Source organism: Urinicoccus massiliensis, from assembly GCF_900120405.1.
GTDB classification, from domain to species: Bacteria; Bacillota; Clostridia; order Tissierellales; family Peptoniphilaceae; genus Urinicoccus; species Urinicoccus massiliensis.
Genome location: NZ_LT635492.1, coordinates 515,096 through 535,436, shown reverse-complemented (window position 1 = coordinate 535,436; position 20,341 = coordinate 515,096). Strand labels below are relative to the sequence as shown.

Below are 20,341 nucleotides of genomic sequence, written 5' to 3'. Positions count from 1 at the left end.
GCCTTTGACAAATCAAAGATTTGAAACAAGGCGATATCTGACCTACCTGCGACTCGAGCTTTGCTCTCGTCGGGTTAGGTCATGATTGCTTCCTCCAGGGCGTTAGGGTGAGAGGTTGGGGTTTGGGGAAGGATAGGGCGAAGAAATCATGACCTATCTTAACGAGCGAAGCGAGTTATAGAAGGTCAGATACTAAGATTTCCCAAGAGGCCGAGCGAAACGAAGGCCGATTGGTAGAAATTGACAGTGAACGCCCTACTTCCTTCCCCAATATATAGGGAAAAGAATGAATACAGGGGAGATTTTAAATAGGGATGTATTCCCAATATCCATATACTCTGCTTAACAATACGGGCGACACGAGGCCGGCCCCTACAATTGTTTTTATTCATCCACCCAACAAAAAAACCAGCCGGCTTTTCCCGACTGGTTATTTTTTATTTTCCCACTTCTTGGCAGAGGCTTTTAATTAAATCGTCGACTTTAATGGGGGCGGATATTTTATGGCTACCGGCCTTGAATTGGCCCTGGACACCTAGGCTATTGACTCTTTGCACGAAGGCGGGTTTGCTGGAAATGAGGCCTTGGGCCAGGAGGATATCGGCGACTTGGTCGCTGGTGACGTTATGGGGCAGGGTTACGCTGACATCTTGCAGGCTGGCTATTTTGTCTTTGGTTAGGCTATGGATCATTTCTTTAACGGTGGCGTCTTGGGGAATGGTAAAGTCTCCGGGGCCGAAGTAGTTATAGACGCCCATTTCTGTAGCGACTTGGATGAAGCTGGCCTTGTCTTTAATGAGGTCTTGGGCCAGGAGGGTGTCGGCAACGGTGTTGATATCTACTTGGCCTTCTAGGCTAATTTCTTTGCCCTTGGGAGTTTCAACTTCTTCTTCAATCAGGGGGGCTGCGGACTTAGACAGGTGGGCCCGGCTGGTGAGGTTTTTTATTCCCAGGTAGACGACGCCTAGAAAGACGGTTAGGATCAGGATGGTAATCAGGATCCGGCCGATATGGACCAGGCCCTGGGACAGTCGTTGACTAAATTTCATAATATTCCTCTTTTCTATCATTGTCTGTTATAATAATCTAGTATAGGTCTATTATAGCAAAAAATTCATTAAGGGGAAACAATGAAGGAATTTAGGATTGATGGAAATGATGCGGGTCAAAGGTTGGACCGCTACCTGGCCAAGCTTTTGCCGGGGGCCGGCAAGGGGCTTTTGCAAAAGTCCTTGCGAAAGAAGAATATTACTTTAAATGGAAAGAAGGCCTCGCCCCAGGACATGGTCCAAGAGGGGGACTTGGTGAAGGTTTTTTTCTCGGATGAAACCTTGGACAAGTTTGGCAAGGAGGCGAAAAAGTTTGTGGGCCAAGGGGTCAAGGTCTTGTATGAGGATGACAATATCATCTTGCTGGACAAGCCTGGGGGTCGACTGACTCATTCTTCTAAGGATTGCCGGGAGGGCAACATGGTGGATGACCTGGTGGCTTATTTGATCCAAAAGGGGGACTATAATCCCAGGTTGGAAAGGACTTTTACGCCGGCTTTTTGCAACCGGCTGGACCGGAATACGTCGGGGATTTTAATTGGGGCCAAGAATGCCCAGGCCTTGAGGCTTTTGAACCGGGCCATGGAGGCCAGGGAAATTGAAAAGCACTATTATGCCCTGGTCCGGGGAAATTTTCAGGAGGAGGCCCGGGTGACCAAGTCTGGGAAAAAACTCCGGGAGAAAAATAAGATGGTGGCTGGGGAGGACCTGGCCATGGAGACGGTTTTTAGGCCGGTGGTTTCCGGGGACTATTCTTTGGTGGACGCGGACCTCTTGACAGGCAAGACCCACCAAATTCGCTACCACCTCCAAAGTTTGGGCTTTCCCATTTTGGGGGACAAGAAGTACGGAGATGGGGGCCGGGGTCAATGGCTCCATAATTATCAAGTGGTTTTTCACACCCAGGGGGACCTGGCTTACTTGGATGGGCTGGAAGTTTTGAGCCCCATTCCGGAAAAGTTGGACCGGATTGCCCGGGACTACCTGGGCGGGGACTACCGAAAGTTTTTAAGGGTCTAGGAGTTTGCATAAAGGAAACTTTTCTCTTATAATAATATTGATAGGAGGTGTCGAAATTGAAGGAAAAATTTATCGTCACAGGTATGACCTGCTCGGCATGTCAAAATGCTGTGGAAAAAAGTGTCGGGTCTGTCAAGGGAGTTGAATCGGTTTCGGTTAACCTCTTGACGGGGGACATGTTGGTGGAGGGCCAAGGTGACCTAAGGCAAGAGGTGGTCCGGGCTGTCCAAGCGGCAGGCTACGGGGTAAAAGACCCGGCAGGTCAAGGGGCCCCGGCCAAGGAGGACCCGGCAGAAGACCTAAAGACTTTCTTTTTGTCGTCTTTGATTTTTCTAATCCCCTTATTTTATATTGCCATGGGGCCCATGATGGGGCTGCCGACTTTTTCTTTTTTCCAAGGGATGCAAAATAGTTTGATCCTGGCCCTGAGCCAGTGTCTTTTGACCTTGCCGATTTTAATCCTCAACCGGAGGTATTTTATTTCGGGTTTTAAGGCCTTGATCCACCGGCGACCCACCATGGATTCTTTGGTGGCTGTAGGGTCCGGGGCGGCCTTTTTATATGGCCTCTTTGTCATCTACCAGCTGGCCTATGGGTTTTCCTACCAGGATATGGCAAGGATTGATCGCTACCACCACGACCTTTATTTCGAATCGGCAGGGATGATTTTAACCTTGATAACCATGGGTAAGTGGTTGGAAGCCCGGGCCAAGTCCAAGACCACTGGGGCTATTGACCAGCTCATGGACTTGACGCCGGACCTGGCCACGGTTCGCCGGGAGGGTGTGGAAGAAACCATCCCCCTGGACCAGGTGAGGTTGGGGGACTTGGTTTTAATCAAGCCTGGCCAATCCATTCCTGTAGATGGGGTAATCGTTAAGGGTCAGACCACAGTGGACCAATCTTCTCTAACGGGGGAAAGTCTCCCGGTGGACAAGGGGGTCCAAGACCAGGTTTTGGCTGCCACCATCAACCTGGAAAGTTATATTGAAGTCCAGGTGGACCGGGTAGGGGAAGAAACCACCATCAATAAGATTATTGCCCTGGTAAAGGATGCCAATGCCAGCAAGGCTCCCATTGCCAAGTTGGCGGACGAAATTTCTGCGATTTTTGTGCCGGCGGTTATGGCCATTAGTCTTTTAACTTTTTTCGTTTGGATTTTTCTGGGCTATGGTTTGGAATTTGCCCTGGGCAAGATGATTGCCGTCTTGGTGATTTCCTGTCCCTGTGCCTTGGGCCTGGCGACGCCTGTGGCCATTATGGTGGGAACAGGTATGGGGGCCAAGAAGGGGATCTTGTTTAAAAATGCCGAGGCCCTGGAGGAACTCCACAAGGTCAAAGGAGTCTTTTTGGACAAGACTGGAACCATTACCCAGGGCCAACCCCAGGTGGTGGATTGGATTGACTATGGGGGCTTGGATGGGGAGAAGGAACGGATTGCTCTTTTAGAGGGCCAATCGGAACACCCTCTGGCCAAGGCCCTGGTGGATTATTTGCCTGAGGTCCAAGGAGAAAAAGAAGATTTTGACTTCCAAAACATTCTGGGCCAGGGCCTGGTGGGGGATTTTGCCTCGGGCCGGCTTTTATTAGGCAATAAAAAATTAATGGATGCTTTTTCCATCGAAGTTCAAGATTTGAAGGACCTGGAGGGCCTGTCTAGGGAGGGAAAAACCCTCTTGTATGTGGCCAAGGAAGGAAAGTTTTTAGGGGCAGTGGCCCTGGCTGACAAGATTAAGGATGGGTCCAAGGAGGCCATTGACCAATTAAGGGCCCGGGGTTTGAAAACCGTCATGTTAACCGGAGACCATGCCCTGACAGCCCAAGCCATTGCCAAGGACTTAGCCCTGGATGAAATTGTAGCTGGGATTTTCCCGGACCAAAAGGAAGGGCAGGTTCGGCAAGGACAAAAATTGGGTAAGGTGGCCATGGTGGGAGACGGGATCAACGACGCTCCGGCCTTGGCCCGGGCAGAAGTCGGGGTGGCCATTGGGGCCGGAACGGACATTGCCATTGACTCGGCGGATGTGGTTTTAATGCACTCTGACCTGGGGGACTTTGTCTATGCCTGGGACCTCAGTGCTGCCACGGTGAAAAATATCAAGGAAAATTTATTTTGGGCCTTTTTCTACAATGTCATTGGGATTCCCATTGCTGCGGGAGTCTTTTACCGGGCCTTTTCCCTGAGTTTAAGTCCCATGATTGCGGCCTTTGCCATGAGTATGTCCAGTCTTTTTGTGGTGACCAATGCCCTGAGGCTCAATGCCTTTAAGGCCAAGACCCTGCCGGTGGACCAAGAATCCAGGCCGGCAAGTCTTGTTAAAGAAGGTCATGATGAAAAAATAGAAAAAATAGAAAGGAAGGATTCCATGAATCAAATCGTATTAAAGGTAGAAGGAATGGCTTGTGGCCATTGTAAAAAAAGAGTAGAAGAGGCCCTAGGGGCTCTTGAAGGAGTCAAGGGGGAAGTGTCCTTGGAAGAAAAACAAGTGACGATTTCCTATCCTGATGAAGTGTCTGTCAAAGACTTAAAGGACGCCATCCAAGAAGCTGGCTATGAAGTGGTTTCCTAAAAAGTGACTCTACCGGGCCCGGAAGGACCCGGTTCTTCTTTTAAGGAAGGGAAGTCCAGACCAAAGAAGGCAAGGTGGACTTTTCTGCCAAGTATTCCTTGACCTGGAGGCAAATAAAGAGTAAAGTGAAGATATAAAGAAGAAAGAGCCTGGGGGCTCTTTTAGTTTAATGGAGGAGAAAAATGGCCTTTAAATATGAATTGTTGGAATCCTTAGGTGTCTTGTCGGAGTCAGCCAGTGGCTGGACCAAGGAGCTGAATATTGTCTCCTACAATGACCAAGAGGGCAAGTACGACCTGAGACAATGGGCTCCGGACCATGAAAAGATGGCCAAGGGGATCACCCTGACCAAGGAGGAACTGGTGGCCCTGAGAGACCTGCTAAATTCCTTGGACCTGGACTAGGTGGCCTATGGACCGCTTTAAAAAGTTTATCAAAAGCCGCTATGGCATGGACAGCTTAAACAAGTTTCTCATCTTGGCATCCTTGGTCCTATCTATCTTCCAGGGGCTGGCAGCAAGTTATGACAAGGTTAAGTTGGCCGGATTTTTATCCACCTTTGCCATTTCTTTCTTTGTCTTTTTTGCCTACAGGGCCCTGTCGGGGAATATGGCCTTGCGGCGGCTGGAAAATGAAAAGTTTCGCAAGATTTCCTGGCCCCTGAGGAAAAATTTACGAAAAAAACCCAGGGACAAGAAGTATGTCTATTTTACCTGTCCAAATTGCCATAAATCCTTGCGTGCCCCTAAGAATTTGGGTAAGATAAGGGTAACCTGTAAGGAATGCCACCGGCAGTTTGAGGTTCGGACCTAGGTCTTTCTTGTTGTTAAAATGGGCTTATGGTATAATTAATTAGTTAATATGCAAAATGGAGGATGAAAATGGATAAAAGTTACGAAAAGGAAAAGAATACGGTACGCTTTAGCTTGAGCCTGCCAGCAGAAGATGTAAAAAAAGCAGAAGATGCAGTTTACAAAAAGAATAGACAATATTTTAATATTCCCGGTTTTCGTAAGGGAAAAGCTCCTAAGAAATTAATCGAAAACATGTATGGCAAGGACTTCTTTGTAGAAGATGCCATTAACGAAGTGCTTCCCAAGGTCTATGAAGAAAAAATCAAGGAATTGGACCTGGATGTCATTGACCAACCAAGAGTGACCATTGACGAATACAATTCCGGCCAAGATGTGGAAGTAAAAATTGAAGTAGAAGTAAGCCCTGATGTAGAAATTGGCGACTATAAGAAGTTGGAAATTGCCAAGGTTTCTGAAGAAGTCACAGAGGACCAAATCAATACTCGTTTGGAACAAGAACGCCAAAAGAATGCAAGACGGGTCAACATTGACGACCGGAAGGCAGAAGACGGAGACATTGTGTCCATTGACTATGTGGGCCGTGTAGACGGGGAAGAATTTGAAGGCGGATCTGCCCAAGACCAAGAATTAGAATTGGGGTCTGGCACCTTTATTCCCGGCTTTGAAGAACAAATTGTTGGCAAGGAAATTGGCGAAACTTTTGATGTCAATGTAACCTTTCCTGAAAAATACCAAGCCAAGGAATTGGAAGGCAAGGATGCTGTCTTTGAAGTAACCCTAAAGGCCATTTCCAAGGAAGAACTTCCAGAAATCAACGATGACTTCATTATGGACATCAGTGAATTCGACACAGTGGATGACTACAAAAACCATATTAAGGAACATTTGGCTGAATCCAACAAGGCCTATGCTCGTCAAAAACGAGAAGAAGAATTGATGGAAGAATTGGTAAAAATTACCAAGGTTGACCTGCCCCAAGTCATGGTGGAAAGAGTCATTGATGACCGGGTATCCAGCTATTCTCAAAACTTCCAACAACAAGGAATTTCCATGGACCAATACCTGGCCATGCTCAATACCAACATGGAAGACTTTAGAGATTCTCTAAAAGAAGATGCAGAAAAAGTGGTTATTACCCGCCTGGCCATGGATGAAATTGTCCGCCAAGAAGGCTTTGAAGTAACGGAAGAAGAAATCAAAGAAGAAGCCCAAGAAATTGCCGACAAGTATTTCGGTGAAGACGAAAAACAAAAGGAAGAAATGGTTAAATTCATGCTCAACAGCAATGACGAGCGACTCAAACAAGATTTAACCTACCGCAAGGCAGTGGACTTCTTACTGGAACATGCAAAAGAAGTAGAAAAGAAAGAAGACGACAAAAAAGAAGCAGATGACCAAGAATAAGGTGGTTTGCGGATTTTTTGCAGGTCATAGATGAGGTGATAAATTTGGCATTAGTACCAATGGTTGTAGAACAAACAAATCGCGGAGAAAGGTCTTACGACATTTATTCAAGACTTTTGAAGGAAAGAATTATCTTCTTAAGTGGCGAAGTCAATGATGTTATGGCGGACTTAATCGTGGCACAACTTTTATTTTTAGAATCAGAAGATCCCGACAAGGACATTCAAATTTATATCAACAGCCCTGGGGGGTCTGTCAGTGCAGGTTTTGCTATTTATGACACCATGCAATATATCAAGCCCGACGTCTCTACAATTTGTATCGGAATGGCAGCTTCCATGGGGGCCTTTTTACTGGCAGCAGGTGCCAAGGGAAAGAGATATGCTCTGCCAAATGCGGATATTATGATCCACCAACCTCTTGGAGGGGCCCAAGGTCAAGCATCGGACATTAAAATCCATGCGGAAAAAATCTTAAAGACCAGGGAACGCTTAAATAGGATCCTGTCAGACCGGACAGGAAAGTCCTACGAAGATATTGAGAGAGACACAGACCGCGACTTTTATATGACTGCCGATGAAGCAGTGGACTATGGCTTAATCGATAAAGTCGTCAGCTCACGAGGATGAGGTGCCTAGATGTCAGATAAGAATATGAAGGACCAGGAAAGAACAAAAGAAGCTTTTTGTTCTTTTTGTGGTAAGAGCAATAAAGAAGTAGACCAATTATTTGCCGGAGACGGGGTCAATATTTGCAATGAATGTGTTGAAGTTTGCCAGGAACTCATGGACAAGAACCTGGTGGACTTGGACCAAGAGGAAGGACTGGCTCCTTTTCCTGAAATGCAAGAACTTCCGACTCCCAAGGCCATTAAGAAGATTTTAGACCAATATGTCATCCAACAGGAAAGGGCCAAAAAATCTCTAGCTGTGGCTGTTTACAACCACTTTAAACGGATGACAGCAGAGGTGGATGATGTGGAATTGCAAAAGAGCAACATCCTCATGATTGGCCCCACTGGGTCTGGAAAGACCCTCTTGGCCCAAACCCTGGCCAAGATTTTAGACGTTCCCTTTGCCATTGCCGATGCAACCAGCTTGACAGAAGCCGGCTATGTAGGGGAAGATGTTGAAAATATTGTCCTGAAGTTGATCCAAGCGGCAGACTATGATATTGAAAAGGCTGAGCACGGGATTATCTATATTGATGAAATTGACAAGATTGCCCGGAAGTCTGAAAATGTGTCCATAACCCGAGATGTCAGTGGCGAAGGAGTCCAACAGGCCCTCTTAAAAATTATTGAGGGAACTGTGGCCAATGTGCCTCCACAAGGGGGCCGCAAGCACCCCAACCAAGAATTTATTGAGGTGGACACCACCAATATCCTCTTTATCCTGGGCGGGTCCTTTGACTCGATTGAAAAGATTATTGAGTCTAGGATGGGCAAAAGCGGCATTGGCTTTGGATCGGATATTAAAAAATCCCACAAGAACCTGGGTCAACTTCTAGCCAAGGTCCAAACGGAAGACCTGGTTAAGTATGGCTTAATTCCTGAATTTATAGGCCGGCTTCCTGTGGTGGTAACCCTGGAAGAATTGGACGAAAAGGCCCTGATGGACATCTTGGTTAAACCCAAGAATGCCCTGGTTAAGCAATATCAAAAACTTATTGAAATGGACCAGGTGGACTTGGAATTTTCCCAAGAGGCCCTGGAAGAAATTGCTCATTTGGCCATTCAAAAGAAGTCAGGAGCCCGGGGGCTCAGGGGGATTATTGAAGAATCCATGATGGACTTGATGTACGAACTTCCCTCGGAAGAGGATGTGGAAAAAGTCATCATCACCAAGGAAAGTGTCCTAGGCCAGGAAAAGCCTAAAAAAATATATAGAGAAAAATAAGATTTAGGAGAGTGTATGGAAAAAGAAAAGTTAGGGGCAGACCTGGAAATGGAAATGGAAAGGCTGCCAATTATCGCCCTAAGAGGGCAGGTTATTTTTCCAAAAACAATATCTAATTTTGATGCAGGGCGACCCATGAGCATCAAGGCCGTGGAAGAAGCCCAAAAGAAAGATGGTAAAGTTTTTCTCCTAGCCCAAAGACAAATTGATATAGAACACCCCAGCCAGGAAGACCTCTATGAAGTAGGGACCCTGGCCCGGATCAAACAGGTCATTAAACTACCGGGAGGGCTCTTAAGGGTCCTGGTGGAGGGTGAGGAAAGAGGCCAATTAATGGAATTAGAAGAAGAAAATCCCTTAAGTGGCCTTATTAAAACTTTACCGATAAAGGGGATTGCAGACCCCTTGAAAAAAGAAGCCTACCAAAGGTTAATTGAAGAGGACCTGAACCAATATGTAACTATGAGTCCAAGGCTCCTGGCGGGAATTTTGGACCCCTCCTTGATTTTTGGGAACCTGGAAGACTTTGTTGAAATTGCAGCCAACTACCTGGACCTGTCTACAGAGGACAACATGGCCCTCTTGGCAGAGCAGGACCTGGAAAAGAAGTTGCAGGTCTTCCATCAAATCCTGGTTAAGGAAATTCAATTAGCCAAGATCCAACAATCCATTGACTACCAGGTCAAGGAAAATATGGACAAGGTCCAAAGAGAATATTTTTTAAACGAGCAAATTAAGGTGATCCGGCAAGAACTCAATGGGGACGAAGACGGGGGAGACCTAGTGGATGAATACAGGACCCGGCTCCAGGAAAAGGACCTGCCCCAAGAAGTAAGAGACAAGGGCTTGAAGGAGTTAAAAAAACTCCAACAAATCAACCCGGCTTCTCCGGAATACACGGTGCTCTTAAATTATCTGGATTGGATTTTAGACCTGCCTTGGCAGGAAGCAAGCCAAGACAATACGGACTTGGCCCTGGCCCGGGAGATTTTAAACCAGGACCACTACGGCCTAAAAGACGTCAAGGAAAGAATTTTAGAATTTATCGCCCTGCAACTGGCCAATCCTTCCGCCAAGGGGCCCATCCTATGTTTGGTGGGGCCACCTGGAGTGGGAAAAACCAGTATTGCCGCCAGTATTGCCCGGGCCTTAAATAAAAAATATGTCCGGATGAGCCTGGGGGGCCTTCGAGATGAAGCTGCCATCCGGGGCCATCGCAGGACCTATGTAGGGGCCCTGCCAGGGCAAATCATCAGCCTCATAAAAAAGGCTGGGACGTACAATCCCCTATTTTTACTGGATGAAATTGACAAGCTGTCTTCCAGCTACCAGGGAGACCCGGCTAGTGCCTTGTTGGAAGTTTTGGATCCGGAGCAAAACAAGAGTTTTAGTGACCACTACCTGGAGCTTCCCTTTGACCTGTCCAAGGTCTTTTTCATTACGACAGCCAATAGTGTTTCCACCATTCCCGGCCCCCTGAGAGACCGGATGGAAATTTTGCACTTGTCGGGCTATACGCCTTATGAGAAAAAGGAAATTGCCAAGAGATACCTGGTTCCCAAGCTCTTAAAAAATGCTGGTTTAGAGGAAAAAACCTTTAAGATAAGCGACGCGGTGATTGATTCTTTAATTGAATTTTATACCCGGGAGGCGGGAGTTCGGGCCTTGGAAAAGGAACTGGCCAAGATTATCCGCCGGGGGCTTTTAAAGATGAATGAAGAGGGGCTGGAAAAAATTTCTGTCAGCCAAAGAAACCTAAGGGACTTTGCCGGACAGAAGAAGTTTCTTAAAAATCCGCCCTCTCAAAAAAATGAGGTGGGATTGGTGACAGGACTTGCCTGGACCCCAGTGGGGGGAGTGACCCTGGATGTGGAAGTAACCATTAGCCAGGGCAAGGGCAAGGTTCTCTTAACCGGCAAGCTGGGAGATGTTATGAAGGAATCTGCCATGACGGCCTTGACCTATCTCATGACCAGCCTGGACCAAGACCTGGAGGACTTCCGCTACAGTCACGATTTTCACATCCACGTACCGGAAGGGGCCGTTCCCAAGGACGGACCTTCTGCAGGAGTGACCATTACCACGGCCCTTTACTCGGCGATTTTAAACAAGCCCGTCTACCGGGATATTGCCATGACAGGAGAAGTAACCCTAAGGGGTCAAGTCCTGGCCATTGGGGGCTTAAAGGAAAAACTCCTGGCCGCCCAAAGGGCAGGTATTAAGAGGGTCTTTATCCCCAAGGAAAATGAAAAAGACCTCTTGGATTTTGATGAAGAAGTTACCAAGCCCCTGGAAATTATTGGGGTCAAGAATGTCCGTGAAATTTTGGATTTAGCTGTGGAGGGAGCCCATGAAAATAAATGATGCAAGCCTGGAGCAAATGGCAGTAGGGCCCAACCAGTATCCCAAAACTGACCTGAAAGAAATTGCCTTTGCTGGTCGGAGTAATGTTGGCAAGTCCAGTTTTATCAATGCCTTGACCCAAAGGAAAAAATTGGCCTACACCTCTTCCAAACCCGGCAAGACCAGGACCATTAACTTTTATCGGATTGACAATTGCTTCCGCCTGGTGGATCTGCCGGGCTATGGCTATGCCAAGGTGTCCAAGGCCATGCGGGATGATTGGGCCCAGATGATTGAAGGCTACCTGGCCAACCGGTCCAACATTATTGAGATCATCCTCTTGGTAGATTCCAGGATTGAACCTACCAGCCAAGATCGGGAGATGTACCAGTGGATTGTAGACAATGGATTTTCTGGCATTGTCATTGCCACCAAGGCCGACAAGCTGTCCAGGAACCAATTAAACCGCCAGCTGAAAAAAATCCACACCAGCCTGGGCTGTCCGGAAGAACAGGAAATCCTACCCTTTAGTACCGAGGACCAAGACCTGATCCAAGAAACAGGGGAGGTTTTAGAGGACCTCTTGGCCTTTTATGGTGTCATCTAGCTGGGGAAATTTCAAGAAAAATGACCAAGAAAAAAGCAGCCAGACTCAAGAGCCTGACTGCTTTTAAATTTTTATTCAACTGGTTCGAATTCGTCTTTGGAAGCTCCGCATAGGGGGCATTCCCAATCTTCTGGAAGATCTTCGAAGGCGGTACCTGGTTTAATACCGTTGTCTTCGTCGCCTACCTTTGGGTCATAGATATAACCGCATGCTTGACATTCATATTTTTGCATGATTCATTTCTCCTTTCATCTGATGAAATACTTTCTATTGATATATCTATGATACCTAAAAAAGGAAATCTTGTAAACACTTTATTAAAAAATGGCGGATAATTTATGGAAATTCAAAGACAGGGTTTAATTTTCGCTTTATTGGGTAGAATATAAAGGCAATTATTTGTAATAATGATTCTAATAATGAATAGGGGTGAGGGGGATGAACTACATATTTGCAGGTTCAGTCCCAAGTGACATTCATTGTGCCAAAGAGTTTGTCGATTTGGCAAGTCGGTCGCTGCATAGTTTGATTTATGATGAAGAAGTATCTTTAGATATTAAATTGATTATCCAAGAGCTCTTGATGAATGGTGTTATCCATGGAAATGGGCTCAATAGGGACAAGTATGTATCTTTGGGAATTGACTATTCCAGCCATTGCCTTAGGATCCAGGTCCAAGATGAGGGACCCGGAATTGACTTTGAGGAAGATTGCGAGATGAACATGAAGTGCAATGGACGGGGCCTACAAATTGTCCGGGCCTTGAGTGACGGGGTCCAGTTAAATGGAAATGAAATCATAGTCATTAAAACAATTTAAAAGGGGAGACTAGCAAGGCCTTAGGAGTAAGTTTACTTCTTGGGCAATTGGCCCTTTAAGAAAAAAGCACTTCCACCCATAAGGGGGGAGTGCTTTTTTTCTGTCAACTTATTTAGGCAGGGCGTTCTCTTTCTTCCAGGCTCCTTAGGGCCTTGAGAGAAAGAAGGACAAGGCCTAGACTTAAGAGGATGTGGCCCAGTCCACTCATGCCCACAAGACAGGCCCTGACAAGAGAGCTGGGGTCGTAGGGATCCACCAGGCCATGGAGGAAGAAGGAAGAAAAGGTCAAGTAGATACCGAAATTAAAAATTCTCAGGGGCCTTTCCAGGGAGTCCTGGGCCGGATTTTTTCCCCTAAGTAGGAGGTAAAAAATCGATAGGATTAAGAAACCCAAGACAATTAGGTGGGGGTGGAGCCGGGCAAAGTAGGAGCCAAGAGGGTAGACCTTTCCCAACTCCCGGTAGAGGGCACCGGCAAAAATTCCCAGGAATAAATAGGAAAGGGCAAAGTCCATGATGTCTTTTTCCACAAAGTCCTTCTTGATGTTTTTATAGAGTTTCAGAACGATTAGGACATACATGACGGTTTTTGGCATCATAAGCATGCCAATGAGGGGGTAGGTATTTTTGAAAAGAACCACAGGAATGTAGAAGAAGAAGCTAAAGAAGACATAAATGGCCAGGTGGCCAAGGCTGGCCTTGTTCCTTCCTTGCCAAAGGAGGACAAGGTCCACCAGGCCCATAAGGACAAAGGGAATGTTGGAAATAAGGTCCATGGTCTGGGATTGTTTAAAGGACAAAAAGACGGTGAGAATCCGGACCAGGAAGCATCCATAATAGAAAAGATTTAAGGGCTTCCAATTTTTTTGGCCTTGGGGATTTTCCCTCCGGATGTAAAGGTAGAGGAGGAGGTAGAAAACCGACATGGTCAGGGCTGAAACCCGGGTCCCCAAGAAAAGGGCCCCTTGGTTTAGGTCAAAGCCGCTGTCCATGACTTGGGAGATGATTCTTGGAATGAGGTGGAAGGAATCGCCCAGGCCCAAAAGCAGGGTCATGGCCCCTAGAAGGGGGGCGGACTTGTCCTTGATTAAGAGCATCCGGATGCCGATAAAGAGGACAAGGCTGAGATAGAGACTGTCAAAAAATAATTCAAATACTTGCATGGGAAAGACCTCCTAGTAACCATAAAATATATAAGTTGCAAGTGGTTAAAAATTGATTTTTGTCGTAATTTTCTGTAATAGCTTCCTTAATGAGTTGGTGGAAGACAGCCATGAGGTAGACCATCCGCTGGTAGTCTTCTTCTGCCAAGGATTTTTTCAAGGCCGCCTTACCATGGGAGATAAAGTTGTTTTCGAAGAGAAAAAACTTGGCCCGGTAGAGATTTTTTAAGTTTTGATCATAAAGTTGGTCCACCAGGTAGTCCCTGTAGGCATAGAGGGTTTTATCCAGGTCCTGGTGGTTATCTTGAAGCAGGCGGACAAACTCATGATGGATTGGGCCGCTTTCTTTTTTCAAAACAGTAAAATAGCAGTCGGGCAGGTCTTCAAAATATTGGTAGAAGGACCCACGAGGGATGCCGAGTTTTTTCACAATGGAAGCAACGTTGATGTCTTCCAAGTTGGCCTCTTCAAAAAATTCCTTTAAAAGGGCATAGATTCTTGCCTGTTTTTCCTTGTTGACTTGATAAAAAGTGGGTTTTGCCATAAAAGCCTCCTAAAAGTGACATTGTGTCATTCTTTTTTTTTAGCTTAATCCTTTTTATCGCTTTTGTCAAATGGGAAAATTTTTTTGAAAAGGGAAAAATTTTCCTCTATGGAGAAAAAAGCCAAGAAAAGCCCATAATCCATAGGTCCCCCATCTTTTTCTTTTGTCCAAGTTCTGCTATAATAATTGAAGATAGAAAAGAAAAGAGGATTTTGATGACGAAAAATATACGAAATATCGCAATCGTAGCCCATGTTGACCATGGGAAAACAACCCTGGTAGACCAATTGCTTAAGCAATCAGGGGTCTTTCACCAACACCAACAAGTGCGTGAAAGGGTCATGGATAGCGGAGATATTGAACAAGAAAGAGGGATTACCATTCTTTCGAAAAATACGGCTGTCCACTACAAGGGAACAAAGATTAATATTATAGATACACCCGGCCATGCCGATTTTGGCGGAGAAGTGGAACGGGTTTTAAAGATGGTAAGTGGGGTTGTCCTCTTGGTGGATGCCTATGAAGGTCCCATGCCCCAAACCAAGTTTGTTTTAAAGCAGGCCTTTGACTTGAAACTACCTGTTTTGGTCTGCATGAACAAGATCGACCGCCCCGAGGCCAGACCCAGTGAAGTGGAAGCGGAAATTTTGGACCTCTTTATTGAACTGGGGGCAGATGACCACGCCTTGGATTTCCCCTTTATCTATGCCTCGGCCAAAAATGGCTATGCCAGCATGGATCCCCAAGACCGGGAAGGAACTATGGAGCCCTTGTTTGAGGCTATTTTAAAATACATTCCTGGACCGGAAGACAAGGATGACGAACCCCTGGCCCTTTTGATTTCCACCATCGACTACAACGACTATGTGGGACGGATTGGGATTGGCTGCATCAGCCAAGGGACAATCCATGCCAATGACCAGGCCCTGATTGTCAACCACCAACACCCTGAAAAAAAGGAAAAGGTAAAAATCACGGGAATTTTCGAATTTGAAGGCCTGGAAAGAGTCCCAGCGGAAGTAGGAACCAGCGGAAATATTGTGGCCATTGCAGGGATTGAAGACATCTCCATAGGAGATACCATTACGGACCTTGAAAATCCCCAAGCCATTGCCTTTAATAAAATTTCTGAACCCACCATCAGTATGACCTTCCGGGTCAATGATTCTCCTTTTGCTGGCCAAGAAGGGAAGTTTGTCACTTCCAGACAATTGCGGTCCAGGCTCTTTAAGGAACTGCAAACTGATGTCAGCCTAAGGGTGGAAGATGGAGATACAACAGATTCCTTTAAGGTGTCCGGTCGGGGGGAACTCCACCTGTCAGTCTTAATTGAAAATATGCGCCGGGAGGGCTATGAATTTTCTGTGTCCAAGCCCAAGGTCCTCTTTAAAGAGGTAGACGGGGCCCGCTTTGAACCCATTGAACTTGTAACCATTGATGTGGGTCAAGAATTTGTGGGTAGTGTTATTGAAAAGCTTGGCCGCCGGAAGGGAGAAATGCTCTCCATGTCAGAACCTTCAGGGGGATATGCTCGTTTGACTTTTGAAATTCCTGCCCGGGGTCTCATTGGCTACCGGCAAGAGTTCATGACCGACACCAAGGGCAGCGGGATTTTAAACTCTGTCTTTAAGGACTATGAAAAATACAAGGGAGACATTCCAACCCGGAAAACTGGGTCCATTATCTCCTATGATACGGGAGTTTCCAGTGCCTATGGCCTAAACAATGCCCAAGAACGGGGGAACTTGTTTATCGGACCAGGGAAAAATGTCTATGAAGGCATGGTTGTTGGGGAAAGTCCCAAGGGGATTGACCTAGAAGTCAGCGTAACCAAGACCAAGAAGCAAACCAATGTCCGGGCCTCCGGAAGTGATGATGCCTTAAAGTTGTCTCCGCCAGTCCTCATGTCTTTGGAACAAGCCATTGAGTTTATCGAAGATGATGAAATGATTGAAGTCACGCCTACGGACTTTAGAATCCGAAAAATGATTTTAGATACAGGAAGCCGCTATAAGGCGTCAAAAAGGAAGTAAAAAAGATAGGTAGGTGGCCATATGCTCACTAATTTTCTAAGTGGATCCTATTCGGTAATCAGGGCCTATTTTCTGGCCTTTTCCAATTTATTTATTTTAAACCTAGCTTTGAGTGCAGTGATTATCTTTCTGGAAAGAAAGAAACCCACATCCACCCTACTTTGGGTGATGACGGTGAACTTTTTTCCTGTGTTTGGTTTTATCCTCTACCTACTTTTGGGCCAGGACATGAGCCGGCGGAAGATGTTTGCTGAAAAGCAATCGGTGGATACCAATTTAAGACGCCAGGCCAAGAGACAGCTTAGAAAAATTAAGTGGGGGTCTATGACCTACCACAATGCCCGGATAGGGGACTATGAAGACATGCTTCAAATGTTCATTCGGGGGGAAAGGGAAATGTTGACCCGGGACAATGATGTAGAGATTTTTACAAATGGTCCCGACAAGTTCAACCAACTCATTAAGGATATCCAGGAGGCCAAAGAATTTATCTGCTTCCAATACTATATTTTCAAGTCAGACGGCCTAGGCCGGCGCTTGCAGGACCTTTTAATCCAAAAGGCAGAAGAGGGAGTCCGGGTTTTGATGTTGATTGATGGTATGGGGGGACGGAATTTCACCCTGAAGGATCGACGGCGGCTAAGGGCCCATGGCATCAAGATTGCCGTTTTCTTTCCGGGGATCCTGCCTCGGCTCAACACCCATATGAACTACCGCAACCACCGGAAAATTGTAGTGATTGACCATGAAATTGGCTATGTAGGGGGCTTTAATGTTGGGGATGAATACATCAACCAAAACCCCTCCTTTGGCTATTGGCGAGATACCCACCTTCGCTTGGTTGGCCCTGCCGTTCGAGACCTCCAATGGCGATTTTTCTTAGACTATCGCTTTGCAGGAAATGAAGATGACTTCATTGGCTTTACCAAACTTTCCTACCCAGTCAAGGGGGACAAGGAACTGGTTATTGTCTCTTCAGGGCCAGACAGCCACGCCGATTCCATCCGAAACGGCTATGACCGGATGATTACCCGGGCCAAGCAGGATATCTACATTCAAACACCCTACTTTATTCCTGATGAAGGACTTTTTAACTCCCTAAAGATTGCCCTGATGGCAGGAAAAAATGTCCATATTATGATACCCCAAAAGCGGGACCATCCCTTTGTCCATTGGGCCAGCCGGTCCTTTATTGGAGACCTTCTACCTCTAGGAGCCGACGTCTACCTCTACCAGGACGGCTTTATCCACTCCAAGGTGGTCTTAATGGACGACTTTATCTCCTCGGTAGGAACAGCCAATTTTGATATTCGGTCTTTTATCTTGAATTTTGAGGTGAATGCCTTTATTTTTGATGAGGACATCAACGGGAAATTGGTGAAAAAATTTTGGATGGACGTTTCCCATTCCAAACACCTAACCTGGGAAGACTACCAAAAACGATCCAATTGGACCAAGATCCGGGAAGACCTGTCCCGACTCCTATCGCCTATATTATAAAACAGCCCTTGTGGGGCTGTTTTTTTGTAATATAAAGAAACTAAATAGTATGGGGGTTATAAAAATCAAGCTATCGATTTAAAAGAGCATTGAAGATGGGGATCTACTTTGCTAGAATAAAGTAAAGAGGACGAGGAGACAAGTCTCATAGCTATTTTGGCTCTTATCATCGATATTTGCTGCGTCCTGGGTTGGATTCTATTTTTTATTCCAATAGGTCTACTGAGTATTTTTACTAGAAAAAAGTAGAAAATAGATTTTTTTAATGGGACAGGCCCAGGTTTAGGGGTCTGTCTCTTTATTTTATTAAACAAGAAGCTTTTAAGACCTTGTTATAGCTGGCCCTTTTCGGGTATCATTATAGGGAATGAGTAAAGAAAGGATCGAAAACAATGCGTTCAAAACTTTTGGAAAGCCAAGGGCTTTTAACTTATATTAGTGGGAAAAAATTTTCTATGTCCTATAAAAAAGAGGGCAAGAAGGTCAAACACTATGTTTTTGACTTGTGCAATGACCTGGGGGCTGTCCCCAAGATGATTTACACAGGCTACCAAGACCATTCTCTCAATATCCAATATTGTGATGGGGAAAATGGCCAGGACTTTGTCTATGGGAAAATTTTTTACAATACGGATGGTTTAATTACGGATAAGAAGGAAGTTGCCTTATTGGTGAAGTTTGCAGATTGTTCACCGGTGGTCCTCTATGACCTCAAGAAGGGGGTTTTGGCCCTGGTCCATTCTGGTTGGCGGGGGACAGCAGGAAAGATTGCTGCTCTGGCCCTGGACCGGATGGTCAAGGATTTTTCTTCTTCGCCGGAGGATATCTATGCCTATATCGGCCCCAGTATTGACCAGGAAAGTTACGAGGTGGGGCCAGAAGTCTACCAGGCTTTTGAGGATTTTGCCAAGCGGGATGACTTTTTTTATCAAAAGGGGGACAAGTACCACTTGGACCTTTTAGGAGCCAATGAGGCCATCCTTTTAGAAGGGGGCATCAAGAAGGAAAAAATCGAGATTTGTCCGGTGTCGACCTACCGGTCCAAGGACCTTCATTCAGCCCGTCGAGATGGGGCGGACTATGGCTTAAATTCTATGATTGTTATGATGAAAGACTAGGAGGATGGGATGAATTTAGTAATTATCGATTGTCAAAATGATTTTGTCCATGGTGCCCTGGCAGCAGTCAATGGGGAAGAAACTGTGGATGCCATTGTGGATTTTTTAAAAGACCATGATGATTTAAAGGTTTTTTATAGTCTGGACTTCCACCCTACAGACCACTGTAGTTTTAAGGACCAAGGGGGACTTTGGCCAGCTCATTGTGTGGCTGATACTGATGGGGCTAAGGTTCATGAAAAGTTTAGTCAAACAAAATATCCGGCGGATATCAACCGATCCTACTACAAGGGCAGGGACAAGGACCGGGAAGAGTATTCTGCCTTTGATGCGGAAAATGACCTGGGCCATCTCTTGCGGGATGACCTGGAAGGGCCTATTTACCTGGCGGGGATTGCCAGTGAATATTGTGTCAGAGAAACGGCCTTGGACTTTAAAAAGGCCGGCCGGGAGGTCATTGTCTTAAAAGATCTCTTGGGCTATATTGACCAAGAAGACCATGAAAAAAATTTGCAAGACTTGCTAGACCAAGGCATCCAAGTTCAATAATTTTATAATTTAAGAAGTCCTTTAAAGACCTGTAATTTTTTCTTAAGAATCCCCTGCTATAATTTTTCTAGGTGATAGATATGAAAAAATTTTTAAGGAGACTTTTTCTACTGGTCCTTCTCCTTATTGGCGGTGGCTTTTTACTGGCAACCCACCAGGAATACAAGCTGGGTAATAAGGACTTAACCCTATCTTCCAGCCCAAGTCTGGGAGACCTGGACCAGAGAGAGACCTATGTAAATCTTTTGCAAGAAGAGGCTTCCCAAGACCCGGATGCAGAAAAAATTTACCAACAAAAGGAAGTTTTACCTGACAAGCTCTTAAAGCTTGCAGCTTGTGAAAAGGAAGCTAGGCCCTTTGTTTTGGGCTTTTTAGAGGACAATCCTTCTTTGGCCAAGACGTCCCAGGATTTTTCTGTGGATTCTCCCTTGCCCTATTATGCCCAATGGGACCGGCGGTGGGGCTACCATGCCTTTAGTAGGGGGATTATGGCCACCCATGGATGTGGCCCCAGCTCCATAGCCATGGTTTTAGAGGGGCTTGGTATTCAGACGGACCCGGACCATGTGGCCAGCTACATGATAGAAAATGGCTACCTGAAGGATGGCTATAGCTCTTGGGAGGTTTTTGATGGTCTGGCCCGGGATTATTCGCTGGAAGTGGCGTCCATTCCCGTGGACCAAATCCAAGACCAATTAAACCAGGGAGCCTATCTTGTGGCTAGCCTGCGGAGGGGAAATTTTACTTCTACTTCTCATATGGTGGCCATTGCAGGCCTGGATGACCAGGGGCGGTTGATTATCAATGACCCCAATAGTGTGCGAAACTCCAAGCTCCATTGGCAACTGCCTAGGATTCGGAGCCAGATAAAAAATGTCTGGGCCATAAGAAAATAAAAGCAGCTTGCCAG

General features: G+C 46.0%; 19 protein-coding genes. 15 read left to right on the top strand and 4 right to left on the bottom strand.

Annotation, left to right across the window (positions count from 1 at the left end):
* Nucleotides 1-437 precede the first annotated feature (437 nt).
* Nucleotides 438-1,049: a hypothetical protein gene (locus BQ7400_RS02945; RefSeq protein ID WP_072469411.1), complete on the bottom strand. Its 612-nt coding sequence runs from the start codon at nucleotides 1,047-1,049 to the stop codon at nucleotides 438-440.
* An 81-nt stretch (nucleotides 1,050-1,130) separates the two neighbouring features.
* On the opposite strand from BQ7400_RS02945, the gene BQ7400_RS02940 reads away from it, so the two are divergent.
* The 9 genes from BQ7400_RS02940 (at nucleotide 1,131) to yihA (ending at nucleotide 11,706) form a co-directional block, all read left to right on the top strand.
* A complete protein-coding gene (locus BQ7400_RS02940; protein WP_072469410.1) occupies nucleotides 1,131-2,069 on the top strand; it encodes a pseudouridine synthase in 939 nt (312 codons plus the stop codon).
* Between the two features lie 56 nt (nucleotides 2,070-2,125).
* Entirely contained in the window at nucleotides 2,126-4,639 is a 2,514-nt protein-coding gene (locus tag BQ7400_RS02935) for a heavy metal translocating P-type ATPase (protein WP_072469409.1), read from the top strand.
* 182 nt (nucleotides 4,640-4,821) lie between these two features.
* Nucleotides 4,822-5,043 (top strand): YdbC family protein, encoded by a 222-nt coding sequence (locus BQ7400_RS02930; protein WP_034440617.1) that lies wholly within the window; start codon nucleotides 4,822-4,824, stop codon nucleotides 5,041-5,043.
* Nucleotides 5,044-5,050: 7 nt separating this feature from the next.
* Complete coding sequence (locus BQ7400_RS02925; protein WP_072469408.1) at nucleotides 5,051-5,452, top strand: hypothetical protein; 402 nt, start codon at nucleotides 5,051-5,053, stop codon at nucleotides 5,450-5,452.
* Between the two features lie 68 nt (nucleotides 5,453-5,520).
* A complete protein-coding gene (tig, locus tag BQ7400_RS02920; protein ID WP_072469407.1) occupies nucleotides 5,521-6,858 on the top strand; it encodes a trigger factor in 1,338 nt (445 codons plus the stop codon).
* A 44-nt stretch (nucleotides 6,859-6,902) separates the two neighbouring features.
* The gene (gene clpP / locus BQ7400_RS02915) at nucleotides 6,903-7,487 is read left to right on the top strand and encodes an ATP-dependent Clp endopeptidase proteolytic subunit ClpP (RefSeq protein ID WP_072469406.1); all 585 of its coding nucleotides are present in this window, start codon (nucleotides 6,903-6,905) and stop codon (nucleotides 7,485-7,487) included.
* 9 nt (nucleotides 7,488-7,496) lie between these two features.
* Nucleotides 7,497-8,756 (top strand): ATP-dependent Clp protease ATP-binding subunit ClpX, encoded by a 1,260-nt coding sequence (gene clpX / locus BQ7400_RS02910; RefSeq protein WP_052099407.1) that lies wholly within the window; start codon nucleotides 7,497-7,499, stop codon nucleotides 8,754-8,756.
* Between the two features lie 15 nt (nucleotides 8,757-8,771).
* Nucleotides 8,772-11,120 carry an endopeptidase La gene (lon, locus tag BQ7400_RS02905; RefSeq protein WP_245759397.1) on the top strand — a complete coding sequence of 783 codons (2,349 nt, stop codon included), beginning with the start codon at nucleotides 8,772-8,774 and terminating at the stop codon, nucleotides 11,118-11,120.
* Complete coding sequence (yihA, locus tag BQ7400_RS02900; protein WP_072469405.1) at nucleotides 11,107-11,706, top strand: ribosome biogenesis GTP-binding protein YihA/YsxC; 600 nt, start codon at nucleotides 11,107-11,109, stop codon at nucleotides 11,704-11,706. Before lon ends, yihA begins: the two co-directional genes overlap by 14 nt.
* A gap of 71 nt (nucleotides 11,707-11,777) precedes the next feature.
* Here yihA and rd read toward each other — a convergent pair whose 3' ends face one another.
* Nucleotides 11,778-11,939, bottom strand: a complete 162-nt coding sequence (gene rd, locus BQ7400_RS02895; RefSeq protein WP_072469404.1) for a rubredoxin — start codon at nucleotides 11,937-11,939, stop codon at nucleotides 11,778-11,780.
* 205 nt (nucleotides 11,940-12,144) lie between these two features.
* Here rd and BQ7400_RS02890 point away from each other — a divergent pair, with 205 nt between their 5' ends.
* Nucleotides 12,145-12,525: an ATP-binding protein gene (locus BQ7400_RS02890; RefSeq protein ID WP_034440613.1), complete on the top strand. Its 381-nt coding sequence runs from the start codon at nucleotides 12,145-12,147 to the stop codon at nucleotides 12,523-12,525.
* Between the two features lie 112 nt (nucleotides 12,526-12,637).
* On the opposite strand, the gene BQ7400_RS02885 is transcribed toward BQ7400_RS02890, so the two are convergent.
* Both BQ7400_RS02885 and BQ7400_RS02880 read right to left on the bottom strand, forming a co-directional pair.
* A complete protein-coding gene (locus tag BQ7400_RS02885; RefSeq protein WP_072469403.1) occupies nucleotides 12,638-13,687 on the bottom strand; it encodes a DUF2871 family protein in 1,050 nt (349 codons plus the stop codon).
* Nucleotides 13,674-14,231 (bottom strand): TetR/AcrR family transcriptional regulator, encoded by a 558-nt coding sequence (locus tag BQ7400_RS02880; RefSeq protein ID WP_072469402.1) that lies wholly within the window; start codon nucleotides 14,229-14,231, stop codon nucleotides 13,674-13,676. Before BQ7400_RS02880 ends, BQ7400_RS02885 begins: the two co-directional genes overlap by 14 nt.
* A 215-nt stretch (nucleotides 14,232-14,446) precedes the next feature.
* Here BQ7400_RS02880 and typA point away from each other — a divergent pair, with 215 nt between their 5' ends.
* The 5 genes from typA to BQ7400_RS02860 all read left to right on the top strand — a co-directional run bounded on the left by typA (nucleotide 14,447) and on the right by BQ7400_RS02860 (nucleotide 20,327).
* Nucleotides 14,447-16,264 (top strand): translational GTPase TypA, encoded by a 1,818-nt coding sequence (gene typA / locus BQ7400_RS02875; RefSeq protein WP_072469644.1) that lies wholly within the window; start codon nucleotides 14,447-14,449, stop codon nucleotides 16,262-16,264.
* Nucleotides 16,265-16,285: 21 nt separating this feature from the next.
* Nucleotides 16,286-17,764: a cardiolipin synthase gene (cls, locus tag BQ7400_RS02870; RefSeq protein ID WP_072469401.1), complete on the top strand. Its 1,479-nt coding sequence runs from the start codon at nucleotides 16,286-16,288 to the stop codon at nucleotides 17,762-17,764.
* A 392-nt stretch (nucleotides 17,765-18,156) separates the two neighbouring features.
* Complete coding sequence (gene pgeF / locus BQ7400_RS10280; RefSeq protein ID WP_083553249.1) at nucleotides 18,157-18,882, top strand: peptidoglycan editing factor PgeF; 726 nt, start codon at nucleotides 18,157-18,159, stop codon at nucleotides 18,880-18,882.
* Nucleotides 18,883-18,891: 9 nt separating this feature from the next.
* Nucleotides 18,892-19,431, top strand: a complete 540-nt coding sequence (locus BQ7400_RS10275; RefSeq protein ID WP_083553248.1) for an isochorismatase family protein — start codon at nucleotides 18,892-18,894, stop codon at nucleotides 19,429-19,431.
* An 80-nt stretch (nucleotides 19,432-19,511) separates the two neighbouring features.
* On the top strand, nucleotides 19,512-20,327 hold the full coding sequence (locus BQ7400_RS02860; RefSeq protein WP_072469400.1) for a C39 family peptidase: 816 nt from the start codon (nucleotides 19,512-19,514) through the stop codon (nucleotides 20,325-20,327).
* Nucleotides 20,328-20,341: the final 14 nt, after the last annotated feature.